General features: G+C 66.4%; 12 protein-coding genes. 7 read left to right on the top strand and 5 right to left on the bottom strand.

Going from position 1 to position 15,219, the window contains the following annotated elements:
- Positions 1-53: 53 nt before the first annotated feature.
- A complete protein-coding gene (locus tag KZ686_RS11375; protein ID WP_226106382.1) occupies positions 54-815 on the top strand; it encodes a hypothetical protein in 762 nt (253 codons plus the stop codon).
- A gap of 38 nt (positions 816-853) precedes the next feature.
- Here KZ686_RS11375 and KZ686_RS11380 read toward each other — a convergent pair whose 3' ends face one another.
- Entirely contained in the window at positions 854-3,217 is a 2,364-nt protein-coding gene (locus KZ686_RS11380; RefSeq protein WP_265632415.1) for a glycosyl hydrolase family 28-related protein, read from the bottom strand.
- Between the two features lie 212 nt (positions 3,218-3,429).
- On the opposite strand from KZ686_RS11380, the gene KZ686_RS11385 reads away from it, so the two are divergent.
- Both KZ686_RS11385 and KZ686_RS11390 read left to right on the top strand, forming a co-directional pair.
- Positions 3,430-3,858, top strand: a complete 429-nt coding sequence (locus KZ686_RS11385) for an antitoxin Xre/MbcA/ParS toxin-binding domain-containing protein (RefSeq protein WP_149318727.1) — start codon at positions 3,430-3,432, stop codon at positions 3,856-3,858.
- Positions 3,858-4,319 carry an RES family NAD+ phosphorylase gene (locus KZ686_RS11390; protein ID WP_265633469.1) on the top strand — a complete coding sequence of 154 codons (462 nt, stop codon included), beginning with the start codon at positions 3,858-3,860 and terminating at the stop codon, positions 4,317-4,319. The genes KZ686_RS11385 and KZ686_RS11390 overlap by 1 nt, the downstream gene beginning before the upstream one ends.
- A gap of 104 nt (positions 4,320-4,423) precedes the next feature.
- Here KZ686_RS11390 and KZ686_RS11395 read toward each other — a convergent pair whose 3' ends face one another.
- Together KZ686_RS11395 and KZ686_RS11400 are read right to left on the bottom strand one after the other, a co-directional pair.
- Positions 4,424-5,425, bottom strand: a complete 1,002-nt coding sequence (locus KZ686_RS11395) for a Bug family tripartite tricarboxylate transporter substrate binding protein (RefSeq protein WP_006578080.1) — start codon at positions 5,423-5,425, stop codon at positions 4,424-4,426.
- A gap of 52 nt (positions 5,426-5,477) precedes the next feature.
- Positions 5,478-6,638, bottom strand: a complete 1,161-nt coding sequence (locus KZ686_RS11400; protein WP_149318725.1) for a M20 family metallopeptidase — start codon at positions 6,636-6,638, stop codon at positions 5,478-5,480.
- Positions 6,639-6,787: 149 nt separating this feature from the next.
- On the opposite strand from KZ686_RS11400, the gene KZ686_RS11405 reads away from it, so the two are divergent.
- The 3 genes from KZ686_RS11405 to KZ686_RS11415 all read left to right on the top strand — a co-directional run bounded on the left by KZ686_RS11405 (position 6,788) and on the right by KZ686_RS11415 (position 9,509).
- A complete protein-coding gene (locus KZ686_RS11405; RefSeq protein ID WP_265632416.1) occupies positions 6,788-7,696 on the top strand; it encodes a MurR/RpiR family transcriptional regulator in 909 nt (302 codons plus the stop codon).
- 176 nt (positions 7,697-7,872) lie between these two features.
- Complete coding sequence (locus tag KZ686_RS11410) at positions 7,873-9,066, top strand: DJ-1/PfpI family protein (protein ID WP_265632417.1); 1,194 nt, start codon at positions 7,873-7,875, stop codon at positions 9,064-9,066.
- Positions 9,067-9,086: 20 nt separating this feature from the next.
- Positions 9,087-9,509, top strand: a complete 423-nt coding sequence (locus KZ686_RS11415; protein ID WP_150084118.1) for a VOC family protein — start codon at positions 9,087-9,089, stop codon at positions 9,507-9,509.
- A gap of 101 nt (positions 9,510-9,610) precedes the next feature.
- Here KZ686_RS11415 and KZ686_RS11420 read toward each other — a convergent pair whose 3' ends face one another.
- Complete coding sequence (locus tag KZ686_RS11420) at positions 9,611-11,209, bottom strand: phospholipase D family protein (RefSeq protein ID WP_407648485.1); 1,599 nt, start codon at positions 11,207-11,209, stop codon at positions 9,611-9,613.
- 139 nt (positions 11,210-11,348) lie between these two features.
- The gene (locus KZ686_RS11425; RefSeq protein WP_265632419.1) at positions 11,349-13,466 is read right to left on the bottom strand and encodes a TonB-dependent receptor; all 2,118 of its coding nucleotides are present in this window, start codon (positions 13,464-13,466) and stop codon (positions 11,349-11,351) included.
- 281 nt (positions 13,467-13,747) lie between these two features.
- Between KZ686_RS11425 and KZ686_RS11430 the strand changes: the two genes are divergently transcribed.
- A complete protein-coding gene (locus KZ686_RS11430) occupies positions 13,748-15,184 on the top strand; it encodes a PepSY-associated TM helix domain-containing protein (protein ID WP_265632420.1) in 1,437 nt (478 codons plus the stop codon).
- Positions 15,185-15,219: the final 35 nt, after the last annotated feature.

Consider the following 15,219-nt stretch of genomic DNA (forward strand, 5'->3'; position numbering starts at 1 on the left):
TGTCGCGGGGGCGATGTGCTAGGCTCCCGCACTTTGCCCTTCACGCCATCGCCATGCAGCCGTCGTTCGCCGCCTTTCGTGCCGCGCTTGCCAGTTTCGTCAGTTCACGCGCCCTCAAGCTCGCCGTCGGTCCGATCGTGGTGCTGCTGATCGCCGGTGCGATCTTTCTGGGCCTGCCGCTCGTCATGCTGATGATCGGCATCGTGCCGCCCTGGGTGCAGGCGCTGTACGGGGGCGCGGGTGGGGTCGCGCAGACGCTGCTGGTGGTGCTGTACCAGCTCGCGCTGATCCTGCTGGTGGCGCTGTGGTCGATGCCGGGCGCGGTCGCACAGATCGGACCGGCTTACTCCGCAGCCGGCCCGTCTCCCGACGCCATGGCGGGCCAGCGCGGCGCACTGGCGCACTACATCGGCACCTATATCGTGCTGTGCGCGGTGATCCAGTTCCTTGGCACGGTGCCGCTGCTGTACGGCGTGGCCAACCTCGCGGCCCAGGGCTGGCTGGCGATGCGGCTGATGCCGTATCTGGCCCTGCGCAAGCGCGCATCGGCCAGCGAATTCGCGGCGCTGACCAAAGCTTGGCGCCTGCCGTTCGCCGGCGTGGCGATCGCTGGTGTCGTGCTCAGCGGCCTGATCGCCGCGGCCATCTCGGGAGCAATCGCGCTGCTGCTGCCCGGGCCGGCAGCGTTTGCCGGCGTGACCATCGGGCGCGTGCTCGGGATGCTGTTTCTCGTTTACTGGTTCGCGCACCTGTCGCTGCGGGCGCTGGCCGCGATGCGGGGAGATGCGGCGAGCGCCCGGCCCGCGCTGCCGTAGGCGGAAGGCCATCGCGGTAAAGCGGCGGCCTCTGGCGCCTACGGGCGATTGTTCCGGATCATCGCACCCGGCGGCCCGCTCGATCCGCCGAACCAGGGCTCGACCCGCGCCTGGTTCTGTTCGACCAGTACCGAATAGTTGTCCTTGAAGCTGTTCGGGAAAAAGATCATGCCGGGGCTCGCCACCCGGTTTCCTCGTACCAGGATGCCGGACAGCGTCGCGCCCGGCATGCCTTGCACCGCCAGCCCGCGCGTGACGTTGCGCGCCGCCGTGCGCATCACGAAGACCGGGTCGCCATCCTCGGCGACGGTGTTATCCAGGCAGTCGATATTGAAGGTCGGCAGATAGGTGTTGTCGCCATAGGGACCATAGGCCGCGATCGCGATGCCGTCGCCGGCGTTCATGTTGTAGTTGTGGTCGATCACGCTGTCGAACACGCCGCCAAAGAACAGGATCGAATTCAGCGCGCGGCCATGCATGTTGCGGAACTCGTTATGGCTGACGGTGATGCGCAGATAGCCGGTGGTGATGTTGATCACCGAGGACGAATCGGGCACCACGTCCCATGGCGTCGCCAATTCCATCACGCGGCCCTTGATCGATTTCAGATGCCGGTACTGGCCGACGCCCGTGCCGGCGACGATCGACATCAGCACGTTCTCCGGATTGCTGGTGCCGACCATGTCCCAGTTCGGATCGCGCGCCAGCGTCACCGTACTGGCCGAGCTCGCGGCCAGCCTGCCCAGATACGCGCCGCCGCCGCCGTCCGTCGTAAAGAACTGGTTGGTCGGCGTGTAGGTCATGTTGCGGAACAGGTTGTAGCCGAGATAGAAATTGCGCGTGGCGTTGGCCGTGGTGCCGCTGATCATCGGCCGGCTGGCGCCGATCACCACGCCTTCGTTGACCTCGTCCTGCGCGCCGAACAGATTCTTGGTGACGACGACGTTCTGGCTGTTGGCAATGCCGTAATCGCCCTTGGTCGCCCGATTGCCAGCGATCAGCACGCCGTCGCCGTAGTCGATGGAGAGCGTCTTGCGCGAGCTCAACGTCGAATTGACGATGCGCAGGTCGGGCCCGGAAATCTTGATCAACTGGGCGCTTTCCGCGCCGTTGGTGTAATCGGCCGACACGACGAAATTGACGCGCTGGATCAGGATATGGCCGTGCGTGCGCGGATCGCTGCCCAGATCCGCGGCCCGCAGCATCGTTTCGCGATGGGGCCCGCGCAGCGTCAGCGAGGCGATGCCGAAATGACTGTCGCCGGTGATCCATGACGCGGGGGTGGCCGCGGCGTTGTTCGCCTTGCCGAGCAGGGTGGTCGCGTCCTCCGATTCCCCAACCAGATACTGATGGCGGCGCAAGGCGATCGTTCTCGAGATGGCGAATTGCCCGGCCGGCAGCTTGAAGACGGTGCGGACGCCGTTGCTGCGGTTCTTGTCGAGGCACGCTTGCAGCGCCGGGGCGTTGTCGGTGACGCCATCGCCGGCCAGTCCCGGGCATGCCACTACCGCGGGCGCTTTTGGCGCGGGTTGAATGCGGATCGGCACCGGCAGCGCCGCGGTCAGGTCCTTTTTTGGGGAGCCGATCCACACATGGTAGGGGCCGGGCGCCATGTCGGCGGGCACGGCCGCCACCAGCGCGGTATCGTCCGCGTGCTCGACCGTCAGCGGATAAAGCCGGTTGTCGGCCGATTGCAGATAGGCTTCCTTGCTGCCGTTGAAGTTCTTGCCGAACAGCCGCAGCTTGCCTCCGGCCTCGGCGCCGCAGTTGACCAGCTCATGCGCCGGCGCCTCCAGGCTGGAATCGGTATCGGGCGTGCCGAGAATCCACTGGATTTCCGGCCGATTGACGATGCCTTCCAGGGCCGGCACCGCGCGATCCTGATCCTCGATGCGGTAGGCGTAGGGGCCGTATTTCAGGTTGGCCGGGATGGTGAAGGTCAAGCCCGTGGAACTCAGGTTGACGGCCGGCACCGTGATCGCGCTGGCCCGGACCGCGCTGCGCCAGTCGGTCATCCCGGACGTCAGCGCCGCCAGCCGCACGGTCTTGCGGTTGGCGGTGAAGGCGCCGCTCATCAATACGCTCTGGCCGGGCCGGTTCTCGCGCGAGGTCCAGAAAATGGCGTTCTTCTCGTAGACCGGATCGCTGTCCGGCCGCATCCGGTTGACATCAACGAACACCGCCCGCTTGCCGCTGCCGGTGTCGCCGTTCCTGCCGATCATCGGGTTGGCGCACCCGCTCAGCGTGCCGGCTTCGGTAATGGGCGCGACCGGCGTGCCCGCCGCAACCGCGGGCACCGACGCCCCGCGCGCCTCCGCGCCGCCCGCCACCGCCTGCCAGCAGCCGAACAGCGCCAATGCGGCCGTCAACAGGCGCTGTCGAAAGCGAAACGCTGGTTTCATGGCTCCCCCCGGTTGTGTCTGGCGAACGGACGGCCATGGCAGAACTGCGCCCATCGCCTATATCGGACGGGCCATTAATGTCTGGAAACCACGCCCGTCACAGTACGAGACGGCACACAAGGAGGAATCGGAAGACCTGCCGTCTTTCCTGCTTAGCGGAGGGGGATCAAATGGCCTACAATTTGGCATCAATTGATCCAAGAGGTGCGGATATGCTGATCGTTCCCCCGGAACACATCAGCGCGGCCATGGCGCTGTCGCCTCCCCGCGTATCCATCGCCGAACTCGATGCCGCGGTGCGGGAAGGACTGCCAAAGTCCGCACTCCGAGAAATCGTCGAACACGTGGTCCGAACTTCGGACGAACGACGGATGTTGATGTCGCGGATCGTGCCGGAAGCGACCTTCAAACGCCGCAAGGACCGCCTGACGCCGGACGAGTCGGAAAAGACAGAGCGTCTGGCTCGAATCTTCGCGACGGCCCGTTTCGTATGGGATGACGAAGAGGACGCCAGGGAATTCCTGCATGCGCCCCATCCGCTGTTGGACGGTCACACACCGCTCGACGTATCGATGACGGAGCTGGGCGCCAAGCGGGTCGAGGAAGTTCTCTGGAGGCTCTTCTACGGCATGGCCGCATGATGCGGATCTACCGGATCGCAGATCGGCGCCATGAAGTGTGGAACGGCACCGGCGCCATGCTCGTGGGCGGGCGTTTCAACAGCCCGGGCGGCCCCGTCATCTACGGCTCCCTGAGTTTCGCGGGCGCAATGCTCGAGATTCTCGTTCACTCACGCATCGGCAAGGTGCCTCGCCAGCACGTCGTGGTGGTTGCCGACGTACCTGACGACATCGCGCTCGAACGTGCAGGGCCGGACGACTTGCCGGCGGGATGGGACGCCGTGAACGATCCCCGCACGGCTCGCGGCTTCGGCGATCGCTGGCTGGCCGACCTCCGATCGGCCGTGCTGATCGTGCCATCGGTCGTTGCCCGGCTCGAGTGGAACGTTCTGGTCAATCCAATGCACCCGGATGCAGCCAGGCTGGTCGTCTCGGCGCCGGAGCCGGTGCGTTGGGACGAGAGGCTGTTCCGGGCGCCGTAGTCCGTGTCCGCCGCCGGGCAAGCTCATCCGCCGATTGCCGATGAGGGATGGAAGCCCCGGGGGCGGTCCCCGGGACTGTATGCGCTGTACGGGCCGTACGAGCGTTACTCCGCCGAAATCTTCGCCCGCTTCACCACCTCGCCATAGCGCTGCAGGCGATCGGCCATCATGCGTTCGAAGGCGGCGGGGGCCATGTCTTCCGGCGGGACCACGCCGCGGGAGCGCAGGGCAGCCTGCATGGCGGGATCGCTGGCCGCCTTGCGCACGGCCTGGTAGATCTTCTGCACCACCGGCTGCGGCGTGCCTGCCGGTGCGGCGATGCCGGTCCACGAGCTCAGGTTCAGTTCGGGATAGCCCAGTTCGGCCAGCGTCGGCACGTCCGGCAGCTGCTCGAGGCGCTGTTCGGAGGCGACCGCCAGTGCGCGGACTTTGCCGTCCTTGACGTGCGGCAGCATGATGACGAGGTTGTCCAGGATGAACTGCACCTCGTTGCTCAGCACCGCCGTGATCAGTTGCGAGCCGCCGCGGTACGGGATATGGGTCGCCACCGCACCGGTGCTGGCCTTGAACATCTCGACGTTCAGCTGGCCCATGCTGCCGACGCCGCCGCTGCCGTAATCCAGCTTGCCCGGGTTCTTCTTCGAATAGGCGATGAACTCCGCGAAGGTGCGCACCGGCAGGCTGGAATGCACGACCAGCGCATTGGGCTGCCGGCCCAGGATCGCGATGTTCTCGAAGTCCTTGATCGGGTCATAGCCGATGCGCGGCTGCGTCAGCGGATTGGCCAGGTGGCTGCTCTGCGACGACACCACCAGCGTGTAGCCGTCGGGCTTGCTGCGCGCGACGACCTGCGTCGCGACCGAACCGCCCGCGCCGGGACGGTTGTCGACGACCACCGGCACGCCAAGAATGCGCGACAGCGGCTCGGAATACTGGCGCGCCATGATGTCGACCGATCCGCCGGGCGGGAAGGGGACCACCAGCGTGATGGGACGCGACGGCCAGTTTTCCTGCGCCACGGCGCCAAGCGGCGCGGCGGCGGCAATGGCGGCGGCGCTCAGGCCAAGACCAACGAAGCGGCGGCGGGAGAAGGGCAGGTTCTGCATGATCAGAAAGGCAGGATGGAAAAGGGATTCGTTCGATGGCGGGACATGCCGCTCATTGCAGCCCGAGGATGGCCAGCGCCAGGGCCTGCGCCCGTGGCACGAAGGTGGACAACTCGCAGTACTCGCGCTCGGTGTGCGGATGGCCGCCGACCGGGCCGGTGCCGCACAGCGTCGGCGTGCCGGCCGAGCTGGTCAGGCCGCTGTCGGCCGCGCCGCCGGTGAATTCACCGTCGACGGTAAAGCCGACGCGTTCGGCGCTGCGCTGATAGAGCGACAGCAGGGCCGCGGGCGTCGTCGCCATCGGCATCGTGCGGCGCATGTCGGTGATGCGCCCGCGCGTGCGGGGAATCGATTCGGCCTCGACGATCTCGCGGATGCGGCCGTACAGCGCGTCCATGTCGGTATCGGCGGTGAAGCGCACATCGAGCTGCGCCCTGGCATGCGGCGCGACCATGTTCGGCACGATGCCGCCCTGCACGCAGCCGACATTGGTGGTGATGCCCGATGCCGGGTCGGTCAGCGCATGCAGCGCCAGGATCTTGCGCGCCAACGCATCGATCGCGCTGGCGCCATGGGCGTGGTTGATGCCCGAGTGCGCGGCCACGCCCTCGACCTCGAACTCGACCACCATCGAGCCCTTGCGGCCCGTCACCAGGTTGCCGCTGACGCGCCCCGGCTCCGCATTGAACACCGCGCGCACTTCACGGGCGACGGCCATGATCCGATCGCGCGTGGCGGGCGAGCCGATCTCCTCGTCGCACGAGAAGAACAGCCGCACCGGCGGCGCCTGCCGGCCCAGCCGCGCCAGCGCCTCGGCAACGAACACATTGAGCACCAGGCCGGATTTCATGTCGGCGACGCCGGGACCGTAGGCGCGTCCATCCTCGACGCGGAAGGGCCGCCTGGCCGCCGTGCCTTCGGGATAGACCGTATCCATATGCCCCATCAGCAGGACCGGCAGGCCCTCGCCGGAGCCCGGCACCTGCGCATCGAGGCAAACGCCGTATCCCGGCACCGCATGAAAGCGCACGGCGATGCCGGCGGCTTCCAGATGCGCGCGCAGGACCTCGGCCACGGCCTGGACGCCGGCTTCGTGGCGGCTGCCGCTGTCGATGTCGACGATCTTCTGCAGCAAGTCCTGCATCGCCTGATGCTGGCCTTGCAGCCAGTCCAGCAGCGCCTGCGCGCCCTGGGCAACTTCCTTATCCTGCATGGGGTTCCTGTTCGCGACGGATGACCGAATACCGAAGACCGGTGCCCGGTTCGCTATGAAAGACGTGATGGGAGGCGCAACAACATGCACCATGAAACATGTATTGCAACGGTGATATCATCATGCAATACGTATTGCAGAGTGTCAATATGACGAACTCCCGCAAGGAAAGCGCCGATCATGGCGCCACGCTGCTCGACCGGTTGGCGCGCGAAGCCGCCACGTTGACCGCGCGCGAGCGCGAGCTGGCCGACGCGCTGACGCGCGGCTATCCGCATGTGCTGCTGGAATCGGCGACCGCGCTGGCGGCACAGCACGGCACCAGCGCGTCGACCGTGGTCAGGCTGTTCGCCAAGCTCGGCTATGCCAGCTATGCCGACGCCCAGCGCGAAGCGCGGGCCAGCGTAACGGCGGCGCTGCCGACCGCGGGACAGCGCGCGCCGGCGCTGATCGGCGGCAAGCGAACCTTGCGGGCCTGCCTCGACGATGCGTTGATGCACGACCAGCACAACCTGACCGCCACGCACGAATCGCTGGACATCGCCGCCTTCGAGGCGATCGCACGCCTGCTGGCCGGAGGAAAAGGGCGCCTGTTCATCCTCGCGCAGAAGAACAGCGCGCCGGTCAGTGCCTGGCTGGCGCTGCATCTGAACATGTGCCGGCCCAATGTGCAGGAGCTGGGCGCCGGCGCCGTGACGGCCACCGACGGCATGCTGTGGGTCCAGCCGGAAGACGTGCTGCTGACCTTCAGCGTCCGCCGCTATTCCAGCGCGCCGGTCAGCATCGCCCGTGCCTTCCGCGAGCGGGGCGCCCGCGTCGTCGCCATCTGCGACAGCCCCGCCGCGCCGCTGGTGCCGCTGGCCGACCACCATCTGCTGGTGCGCACCGCCAACGCATCCCCATTCGACTCCTACACGGCGGCATTCTTCCTGTGCAATGCACTGGTGTCCGCCGTCGCTCAATTGCGCCAGCCGGCGGTGATCGAGGCGCTGCAGCGGCGCGATGCGCTGTGGCAGGCGTTCGAGACCGATCCGGTGGAGGGACTGCGAAAGGGGTAGGGCGCGAAGGTCCGGTACTTGCCCGGCGCCGGCCCCGCTATCGGCGCGGGCACCGGCATGGTGTTCGGCATCGACCGATCCCAGCCAAATGTGGACACCTTGGCATGGCTTGGCGTCCCGATTCCGTCCGCCTAAGCTAGTGGTCTGGCTAAAAAAACCACGGGGAGACGAGGACGATGAACCGGCCGAATCGACGTCGTGCGACATGGATCGGGCTCGGCATTGCCGGTATGGTGGTCATCGCGCTGGCCGCCGGCGCGGCGTGGCTGCTGTCCTTGCCGCCGGCCACAACTCCCGCCGCGCCGCCGGCGATCGCCGAATCCGAGCGGGCCGCCACGCTGTCGGCGCTGAAGCCGCCCAAGCGCCCGCGCCCGGTGATCGCCATCGTCGGCATCAACGACGCCACCGAAACCACCGACTATCTGATGCCCTATGGCATCCTGCGCCGCGCCGACATCGGCGAGGTGGCGGCATTGGCGACGCAGCCCGGACCGGTGAAGCTCTACCCCGCGCTGCGGGTCGAGCCGGATGCAACGATCGCGCAGTTCGACGCGCAGCATCCCCAGGGCGCTGACTACGTGCTGGTCCCGGCGATGAGCCGAGACGACGATCCGACCGTGCTGCAATGGATCCGCGGCCAGGCCGCCAAGGGCGCCACCGTGATCGGCATCTGCGCCGGAGCGAAGGTGGTGGCCGCAGCCGGCCTGCTCGACGGCAAGCGCGCCACCACTCATTGGTACTACCTGAACGACCTGCTGGAGAAGCATCCCACGGTACGCCACGTCCCCGATCGGCGCATCGTGGTCGACGGCCGCGTCGCCACGACCACCGGCATTTCCGCCTCGATGCCGATGACGCTGACGCTGATCGAAGCCGTGGCCGGCCGCGACAGGGCAGAGGCGGTCGCCCGCGACCTCGGCCTGCCGCATTGGGATGCGCGCCACGACAGCGACGCCTTCACCTTCACGCGTCCCTTCGCCTTGACGGCGATGGGCAACACCATGGCGTTCTGGAACCGCGAACGGCTCGGCATCGCGCTGCGGCCCGGCGTCGACGAGGTATCGCTGGCGCTGGTCGCCGACGCGTGGTCGCGCACCTACCGTTCGCAGGCCATCTCCTTCGCCGCGCAGCCGGGGCCGATCCAGACCCGGAACGGCATCCGGCTGCTGCCCGAGCAGGTGGGCAAGGACTGGGATGGAGAACGCACCATTGCACTCACCGCGGAACCGCACCCGGCGAAGGCGCTTGATGCGGCCCTGAACGGCATCGGCCAACGCTACGGCACGCGTACGGAAGCACTCGTCGCCATGCAGCTGGAATATCCCGGCAAACATGGGCGAACCGAGACGCGAACCACCCCAATGCAGTAGAACCCAACGGAGGAGACACGATGGCAAAGATGATTTTCCTGAACCTGCCGGTCCGCGATCTCGCGGCCGCGACGCGCTTCTACGAGGCGATCGGCTGCGTCAGGAACGAGCAGTTCAGCGACCATCAGACCTCGTCGATGGTGTGGTCCGATACCATCAACTTTCATCTGATGACGCACGCCTATTACGGGACCTTCACCAGCAAGCCGATCGCCGACGGGCACCAGACCAGCGCCATGCTGATCGCGCTGTCGATCGACAGCCGCGAGGAGGTGGACGCCATCGTCGAAGCCGCGAAATCGGCCGGCGGACGCGCGGACATTCGCGAGCCGCAGGACATGGGTTTCATGTACCTGCGCACCTTCGAGGACCCGGACGGTCACCTGTTCGAGCCGGTGTGGATGAACCCGGCGGCGATGATGGGCGAGCAGGACGCGCAATAGCGGAACGCCGGGGACCGCTCGGCAGGTTTTTCTCCGCGCGTAGCGGTCCCGCAGCGCATCCCCACGACACATCGCCGCACGTCGCAATACCCCGCAGCACGTCACAACATCCAGTCGATCGGCAGCAACGACAAGCCCCGGATCCACAAGCGCTCCAGCCAGCTGGTATTGGGCTCGGTATCGTGGCGAATCGTGTCGCTGCCGCGCCTTTCGAGCCAGTACAGGCTGCCGTCGTCGGCCAGCCGGACCTCATAGGCGTTCTGCGGAACGCTGGTATCGAATGCGGATTCGATCCTGCCGGCCAGCGCGGGACTGTCGATCACGAAACCCAATTCGGTATTCAGATGGGCCGAGCGCGGATCGAAATTGAGCGAACCGACAAAGGCCCGCTGCGCATCGACGGCGAACGTCTTGGCATGCAGGCTTGCGCCGGAGCTGCCGAACGGCCCGGCGCGCTCCTCGGCCCTGGAGCGGGGAGTGGTATCGGCCTTGTCCGCGGGCGGCGCGACTTCGCGCCGCAGCTCGAACAATTGCACGCCGGATTCGAGCAGCGCGCGGCGCCATTTGACATAGCCGGAGTGCACCACCTTGACGTCCGTGGCCTCGGCCGCATTGGTCAGCACGCGCACCTTGACCCCCTTGGCGGCGAGGTCGGCAAAGGTCTTCGCACCGGCCTCGGTCGGAACGAAGTAGGGCGACACCAGGTCCAGTTCGCGCGTCGGCACGCCGATGGTCTCCATCAGCTGATGCCCGATCAGTCCATTGCTCGGCGCCTTGCCCAGGACCTTGGCGGGATCGTCGCTGACGATCTGTGTCTTTGCCCACTCGAACGCCAGGGTGCCATCGATGATGCGACGGTAGGCCGGCAGTGCCTTCAGGGCGTTCATGTAAGCCGTGGCGGCGGGGTCGCGCTCCGCGGTGGCGGCCTCCCGGGCCAGTTGTTCCAGCCTGTCCGGGGACACGGGCAACGCGATCCGGTTCACCGGATACGCACTGGCGCTCGCCCAGTAGCGATCGAAGTCCCGTTCGACCTCGGCAGCAATCGGCCCGACGGCCAGCACGTCCAGATCGGAAAACAGCACGCCATCGGTGGCGCCAAAATATTCGTCGCCGACATTGCGTCCGCCCACGATGGTCGCCTGCGCATCCACCGTGAACGATTTATTGTGCATGCGCCGGTTCAGGCGGCGGAAGTCCGTCAGATAGCCGATGAATTTCGGCGAGCGCACGACGAATGGATTGAACAGGCGGACTTCGATGTTGGGATGGGCGTCCAGCGCGGACAGGATTTCGTCGAGGCCCGAGATGCCGTTGTCGTCCAGCAGCAGACGCACGCGCACGCCGCGCTCGGCGGCTTCATGCAGGGCATCGAGCAGCAGCGTGCCGGTGGTGTCGCGGCGCCAGATGTAGTACTGCACGTCCAGCGTGCGCTCGGCCATGCGGGCGCCATGGACCCGCGCGGCGAAGGCCTCGCGCGGATCGGCCAGCGGGTGGATGCCCGACAGGCCGGGACGCTCGGCCAATGCCGGCGCCAGCGCGCGGCCCAGCGCCGTGTCGCGGGACGCTTCCGGCGTCAACGCATGCGATTCGGTTCGGGGTTCCAGCGGTGGCAGGGCGCATCCGGCGAGCACGAACATCGCGAAAACGGCGGGGACCAGCGGACGCAAGCGGGAGAACAGGCGATGGGAGGCAGTGTGCATGGACGTTCGAGACGATCGACGGCCCGGTCAACGGACTGAAGAAGATACGAACTATAAAGCAGCGCCACGCCATTGCTTCGCCGCGGCACGGCCGGTTCGCGTCATGGTGGCGCAAAACCGTGTCGACGCGTGCCTGAACTCAAAACCGGTGATTGACCGTCAATTCCACCCGCCGTCCGGCCCCTTGCAGCCATTGGGTCGGGTTGTAGTAGGCCGTCGCGACATAGTGCCGGTCGAACACATTGAAGCCGCGCAGTGACAGCGTGGTGTGCTTGCGCGGCCGCCATTGCAGCAGCAGGTCGGTGGTGGTGTACGCCGGCATCTTGAGCGTATTGGCGCGGTCGGCAAAGCGGCGGCCGACATGGCGGATGCCGGCGCCGGCCGTCCATTCCGGCAGGAAGCGCCAGGTCAGCCAGGCATTGGCCAGGCGCTCGGGCACGTCGGTCGGCACGTTGCCATTGCGCGAGACCGCCGTGCCGTTGACCGATTCGGTGAACCGGTCGTAGCGCGCCTGCAGCAGCGCGGCATTGGCATCGAGCCGCCATCCCGGCAGGAATTCGACGCCGATGCTGGCCTCGATGCCGCGCGAGGACTGCTCGCCAACCTGTACGCTTTGCGTGGGATTGACCGCGTCGCGCGTGACCAGGTTCTTCTTGACGATGTGGTAGGCCGCAACGGTCCATTCCCCTTTGCCATTCCAGAAGTCCTGCTTGACGCCGGCCTCGACCTGGCGACCGGTGGACAGCTCGAAATTGCTGTTCGACGAGGAAAGCATCAGCAATGCGCTGACGGGATCGGCCGCTTCCGAATACTGCGCGTAGACAGCCAGATTCGGCGTCAGGTTGTACACCGTGCCGGCACGCCAGCCGATGTGCGAAAACGTCCTGTCGAATGCCTCCCGATTGGCCACCAGATCGTGGCGCTCGATCCTGGCATGGTCATAGCGCAAGCCCCCCAGCACGGACCACCGCGGCGTGATTTCCAGCCGATTCTCGGCGAACAGGGCGTACTGCACCGCCTCGTTGCTGTAGCGCGGCGTGGTGCCGGCGACGTTGATGAAATTGCCGCGATCGAACGTGTAAGGATCGACCACCGTGCTGCCCGAGTAGGGCGAATTATTGGTATGGCGAAACGATGCCCGATTGACATCGAAGCCGACCGACACGCTGTTGTTCATGCCGAACAACGCATGGCGATAGACCGCATCGGTGGTATTGCCGACCTGCCATTGATCGTGAAGGATCTCGACATAGGACGAACGCTGGATCAGGCCGCTCGCCGGCAGATAGTCGTAGTACTCGGCATTGCGCCAATGACGCTTGCTGTCGATGTAATACGCCCGCGAGCGAACCGTCAGATCGGCGTTCGGCATCCACCGCGCCGACAATTCGGTCCACTGGTCGTCGAACTGGATGCGGCTGTCGCTGACGTTGTAGTTTCGGGTCCGCAAGGACGGATCCTGGCGGCCATTGACGAGCGGCACGCCGAAATACCGTGCCGGCTGCTGCCAGCCCTTGGCGTAGCTCAGCTTGATGCCGAGCTCCGGCGTTGGATCCCATTGCAGCGCGCCCGATACGGACAGATTGCGCGAATCGCCGAAATCGACCGACCCGTCCGTGCGATTGCCGCTGATATCGAAGCGGTATGACCAGCGCTCGTCGATCGCGCCGCCGCTGCCGAAGGCGAGCCGCTGGGTATTCTCCGTACCGATCGTCGCCTGGACTTCGTTTTCCACCGGTCCGCGCGTCGGCTTTTTCGGCACGACATTGACGACGCCGCCGATCGCGCCTTCGCCATAGATCACCGAGGCGGGTCCGCGCAGTACCTCGATGCGTTCCACCGACCAGGTGTCGAAGGGATACGTCACGCCGATCCCGCCGTATTGGCGCACGCCATCGTAGAGCCGCATCACCGACGCCGCATCGGTAAAGCCGCGGGCGGACAACGAAGCGCCGCCATTGCCGGGATGGCCGAGGCCCGACAGCCCCGGTGCACGGGTGATGGCATCGACCAGCGATACATCGCCGCGGACTTCGAGCTGATCGCGGGCAATGACGTCCACGCTGGCCGGCGTCTGCATCGGCGTCAAGCCGAGGTTCGATCCGGTCGAGGCCGGATCATCCAGCGCGGTCTGCCCGGCGGCATGGACGGTGACCGGTGCCAGTTCGTGGACCTCAGGAGAAGGGTCGGCCGCCTGGGCGGAAAGGCATACTGCGGCAGCGGCTAGCGCCACCTCGCGGGGAAGGAGTCGGGCCATTGAGAAAGGGGGCGTGTCCCAGGTGAGACGGCAGGAATGCCGCGAGACACCGTTGTTTTTGGTGCCCGATTCTATTGGCCACGCCGTACACGGTACATGCGACACCATGCCGCAGGACCCGCGCGGGATTTCGTCGCACAGTACGGATCGGCGCGGCGATCCGCCTCGCTTGTCAAAAAAATGACGCCAATAGGCCAATAACCCCAATAACCCCAATAACCCCAATAACCCAATAACCCAATAGCTTCGATAGCGCCATCACGCATTCACCGCTCCCGCAGATGTCCGTACCGACACCCCGATCGCCCGCCGCAGCGCCTGCCCCAACGTCCGCCGCCCACCGCACGCTTTGGCGCTGGCATTTCTACGCCGGCCTGTTCGTAATGCCCTTTCTGATCGTGCTGGCGATCACCGGCACCATTTACTGCTTCCAGCCGCAAATCGAACCCTTGCTGTATCCGGGGCTATTGCGCGTGACACCGCAGGGCGAGCCGCTGTCCCCGCAAACGCTGCTGGAGCGGGCGAGGGCGGCCGCGCCGGCCGGCGCCGTGGCCACGACCTACACCATGCGCAACGATCCGCGCGCCAGTGCGGAGTTCATCTTCCGCCTGCCCTCGGGCAACAGCGAAAGCCTCTATCTGGATCCCTATTCAGGCGCGGTGCTGGGCAGCCTCAGCGTGGAAGACCGCTTCATGAAGCAGGTCCGGTTGCTGCATCGCGCCTTGCTGGCAGGAAAGCCCGGCGAATTGCTGATGGAACTGGCCGGATGCTGGACGCTGGTGATGATCGCCACCGGCCTGGCCATGTGGTGGCCGCGCTTGCGCGAATCGGGTGTGAGGGCGTTTGCAATGCGGCCGGCAAGCGGCAGCCGAGGGCGGTGGAAGGAAATCCATCTGATGCTCGGCGCTTCGCTGGCGATCGGCGCGCTGGTGTTCGTTTTGTCCGGTCTGCCGTGGACCGCCTTCTGGGGCAAGCAATTCAAGGCCATCACGACGGCCGCGAACCTGGGGCGCCCGGCCGATGGCGAAGCAGGGCATGCGCACGCGCCCGTCCGTGAGGGCAATCATGCCGCTCATGGCGATCACCGGCGACACGGCAGGACGATGGAATCGCTGCCGCTGAGCGAAATCCCGTGGGCGACGGGATTGACCGTCGTGCCGGTCGGAACCAGCGCATCCGCCGGCCATGCCCCGATCGGTCTGGATCGGGTCGTTGCCATCGCCGGCTCGCGCGGTGCCGGCGCGGGATGCCAGGTGGCACTGCCGGGGACGCCCGATGCGGTCTATTCGGTGTCGTGCTTCCCCAGCGACCCCAAGGCCGAAAGAACGCTGCATATCGATCCGCACAGCGGCAATATCGTCCGGGATATCCGCTACGACGACTACGGCCCCGTCGCCAAGGCCGTGTCGTACGGCACCTCGCTCCATATGGGCCGGTATTTCGGCCTTGCCAATCAGATCGCATGCGCCGCGATCTCGCTCGGCCTGATGGCGCTGGCCATCACCGGCTTCGTCATGTGGATCAAGCGCAAGCCGGCCAATGCATTGGGCCCGCCGTCGCGTCCGTCGAGCCCGCCGCCGATGCGCGCATGGATTGCCGGACTGGCGGTACTGGGGGCGATATTCCCGCTGATGGGAATCACGATGCTGCTGGTCTGGCTGATCGATCGGCTCGTGGACAGAGCGGCCGGCGTGCCGTCGAGACCGGTACGGCAATGATCGGGACGGGATGTCCGGACCGGGGATCGGCGGAT

The sequence above is a fragment of the Cupriavidus cauae genome, from assembly GCF_026210475.1.
GTDB lineage: Bacteria > Pseudomonadota > Gammaproteobacteria > Burkholderiales > Burkholderiaceae > Cupriavidus > Cupriavidus cauae.

Coding starts and splice junctions, on each gene's coding strand:
- KZ686_RS11375 (WP_226106382.1), top strand. CDS start 54: ATGCAGCCGTCGTTCGCCGCCTTTCGTGCCGCGCTTGCCAGTTTCGTC.
- KZ686_RS11380 (WP_265632415.1), bottom strand. CDS start 3,217: ATGAAACCAGCGTTTCGCTTTCGACAGCGCCTGTTGACGGCCGCATTG.
- KZ686_RS11385 (WP_149318727.1), top strand. CDS start 3,430: ATGCTGATCGTTCCCCCGGAACACATCAGCGCGGCCATGGCGCTGTCG.
- KZ686_RS11390 (WP_265633469.1), top strand. CDS start 3,858: ATGCGGATCTACCGGATCGCAGATCGGCGCCATGAAGTGTGGAACGGC.
- KZ686_RS11395 (WP_006578080.1), bottom strand. CDS start 5,425: ATGCAGAACCTGCCCTTCTCCCGCCGCCGCTTCGTTGGTCTTGGCCTG.
- KZ686_RS11400 (WP_149318725.1), bottom strand. CDS start 6,638: ATGCAGGATAAGGAAGTTGCCCAGGGCGCGCAGGCGCTGCTGGACTGG.
- KZ686_RS11405 (WP_265632416.1), top strand. CDS start 6,788: ATGACGAACTCCCGCAAGGAAAGCGCCGATCATGGCGCCACGCTGCTC.
- KZ686_RS11410 (WP_265632417.1), top strand. CDS start 7,873: ATGAACCGGCCGAATCGACGTCGTGCGACATGGATCGGGCTCGGCATT.
- KZ686_RS11415 (WP_150084118.1), top strand. CDS start 9,087: ATGGCAAAGATGATTTTCCTGAACCTGCCGGTCCGCGATCTCGCGGCC.
- KZ686_RS11420 (WP_407648485.1), bottom strand. CDS start 11,209: ATGCACACTGCCTCCCATCGCCTGTTCTCCCGCTTGCGTCCGCTGGTC.
- KZ686_RS11425 (WP_265632419.1), bottom strand. CDS start 13,466: ATGGCCCGACTCCTTCCCCGCGAGGTGGCGCTAGCCGCTGCCGCAGTA.
- KZ686_RS11430 (WP_265632420.1), top strand. CDS start 13,748: ATGTCCGTACCGACACCCCGATCGCCCGCCGCAGCGCCTGCCCCAACG.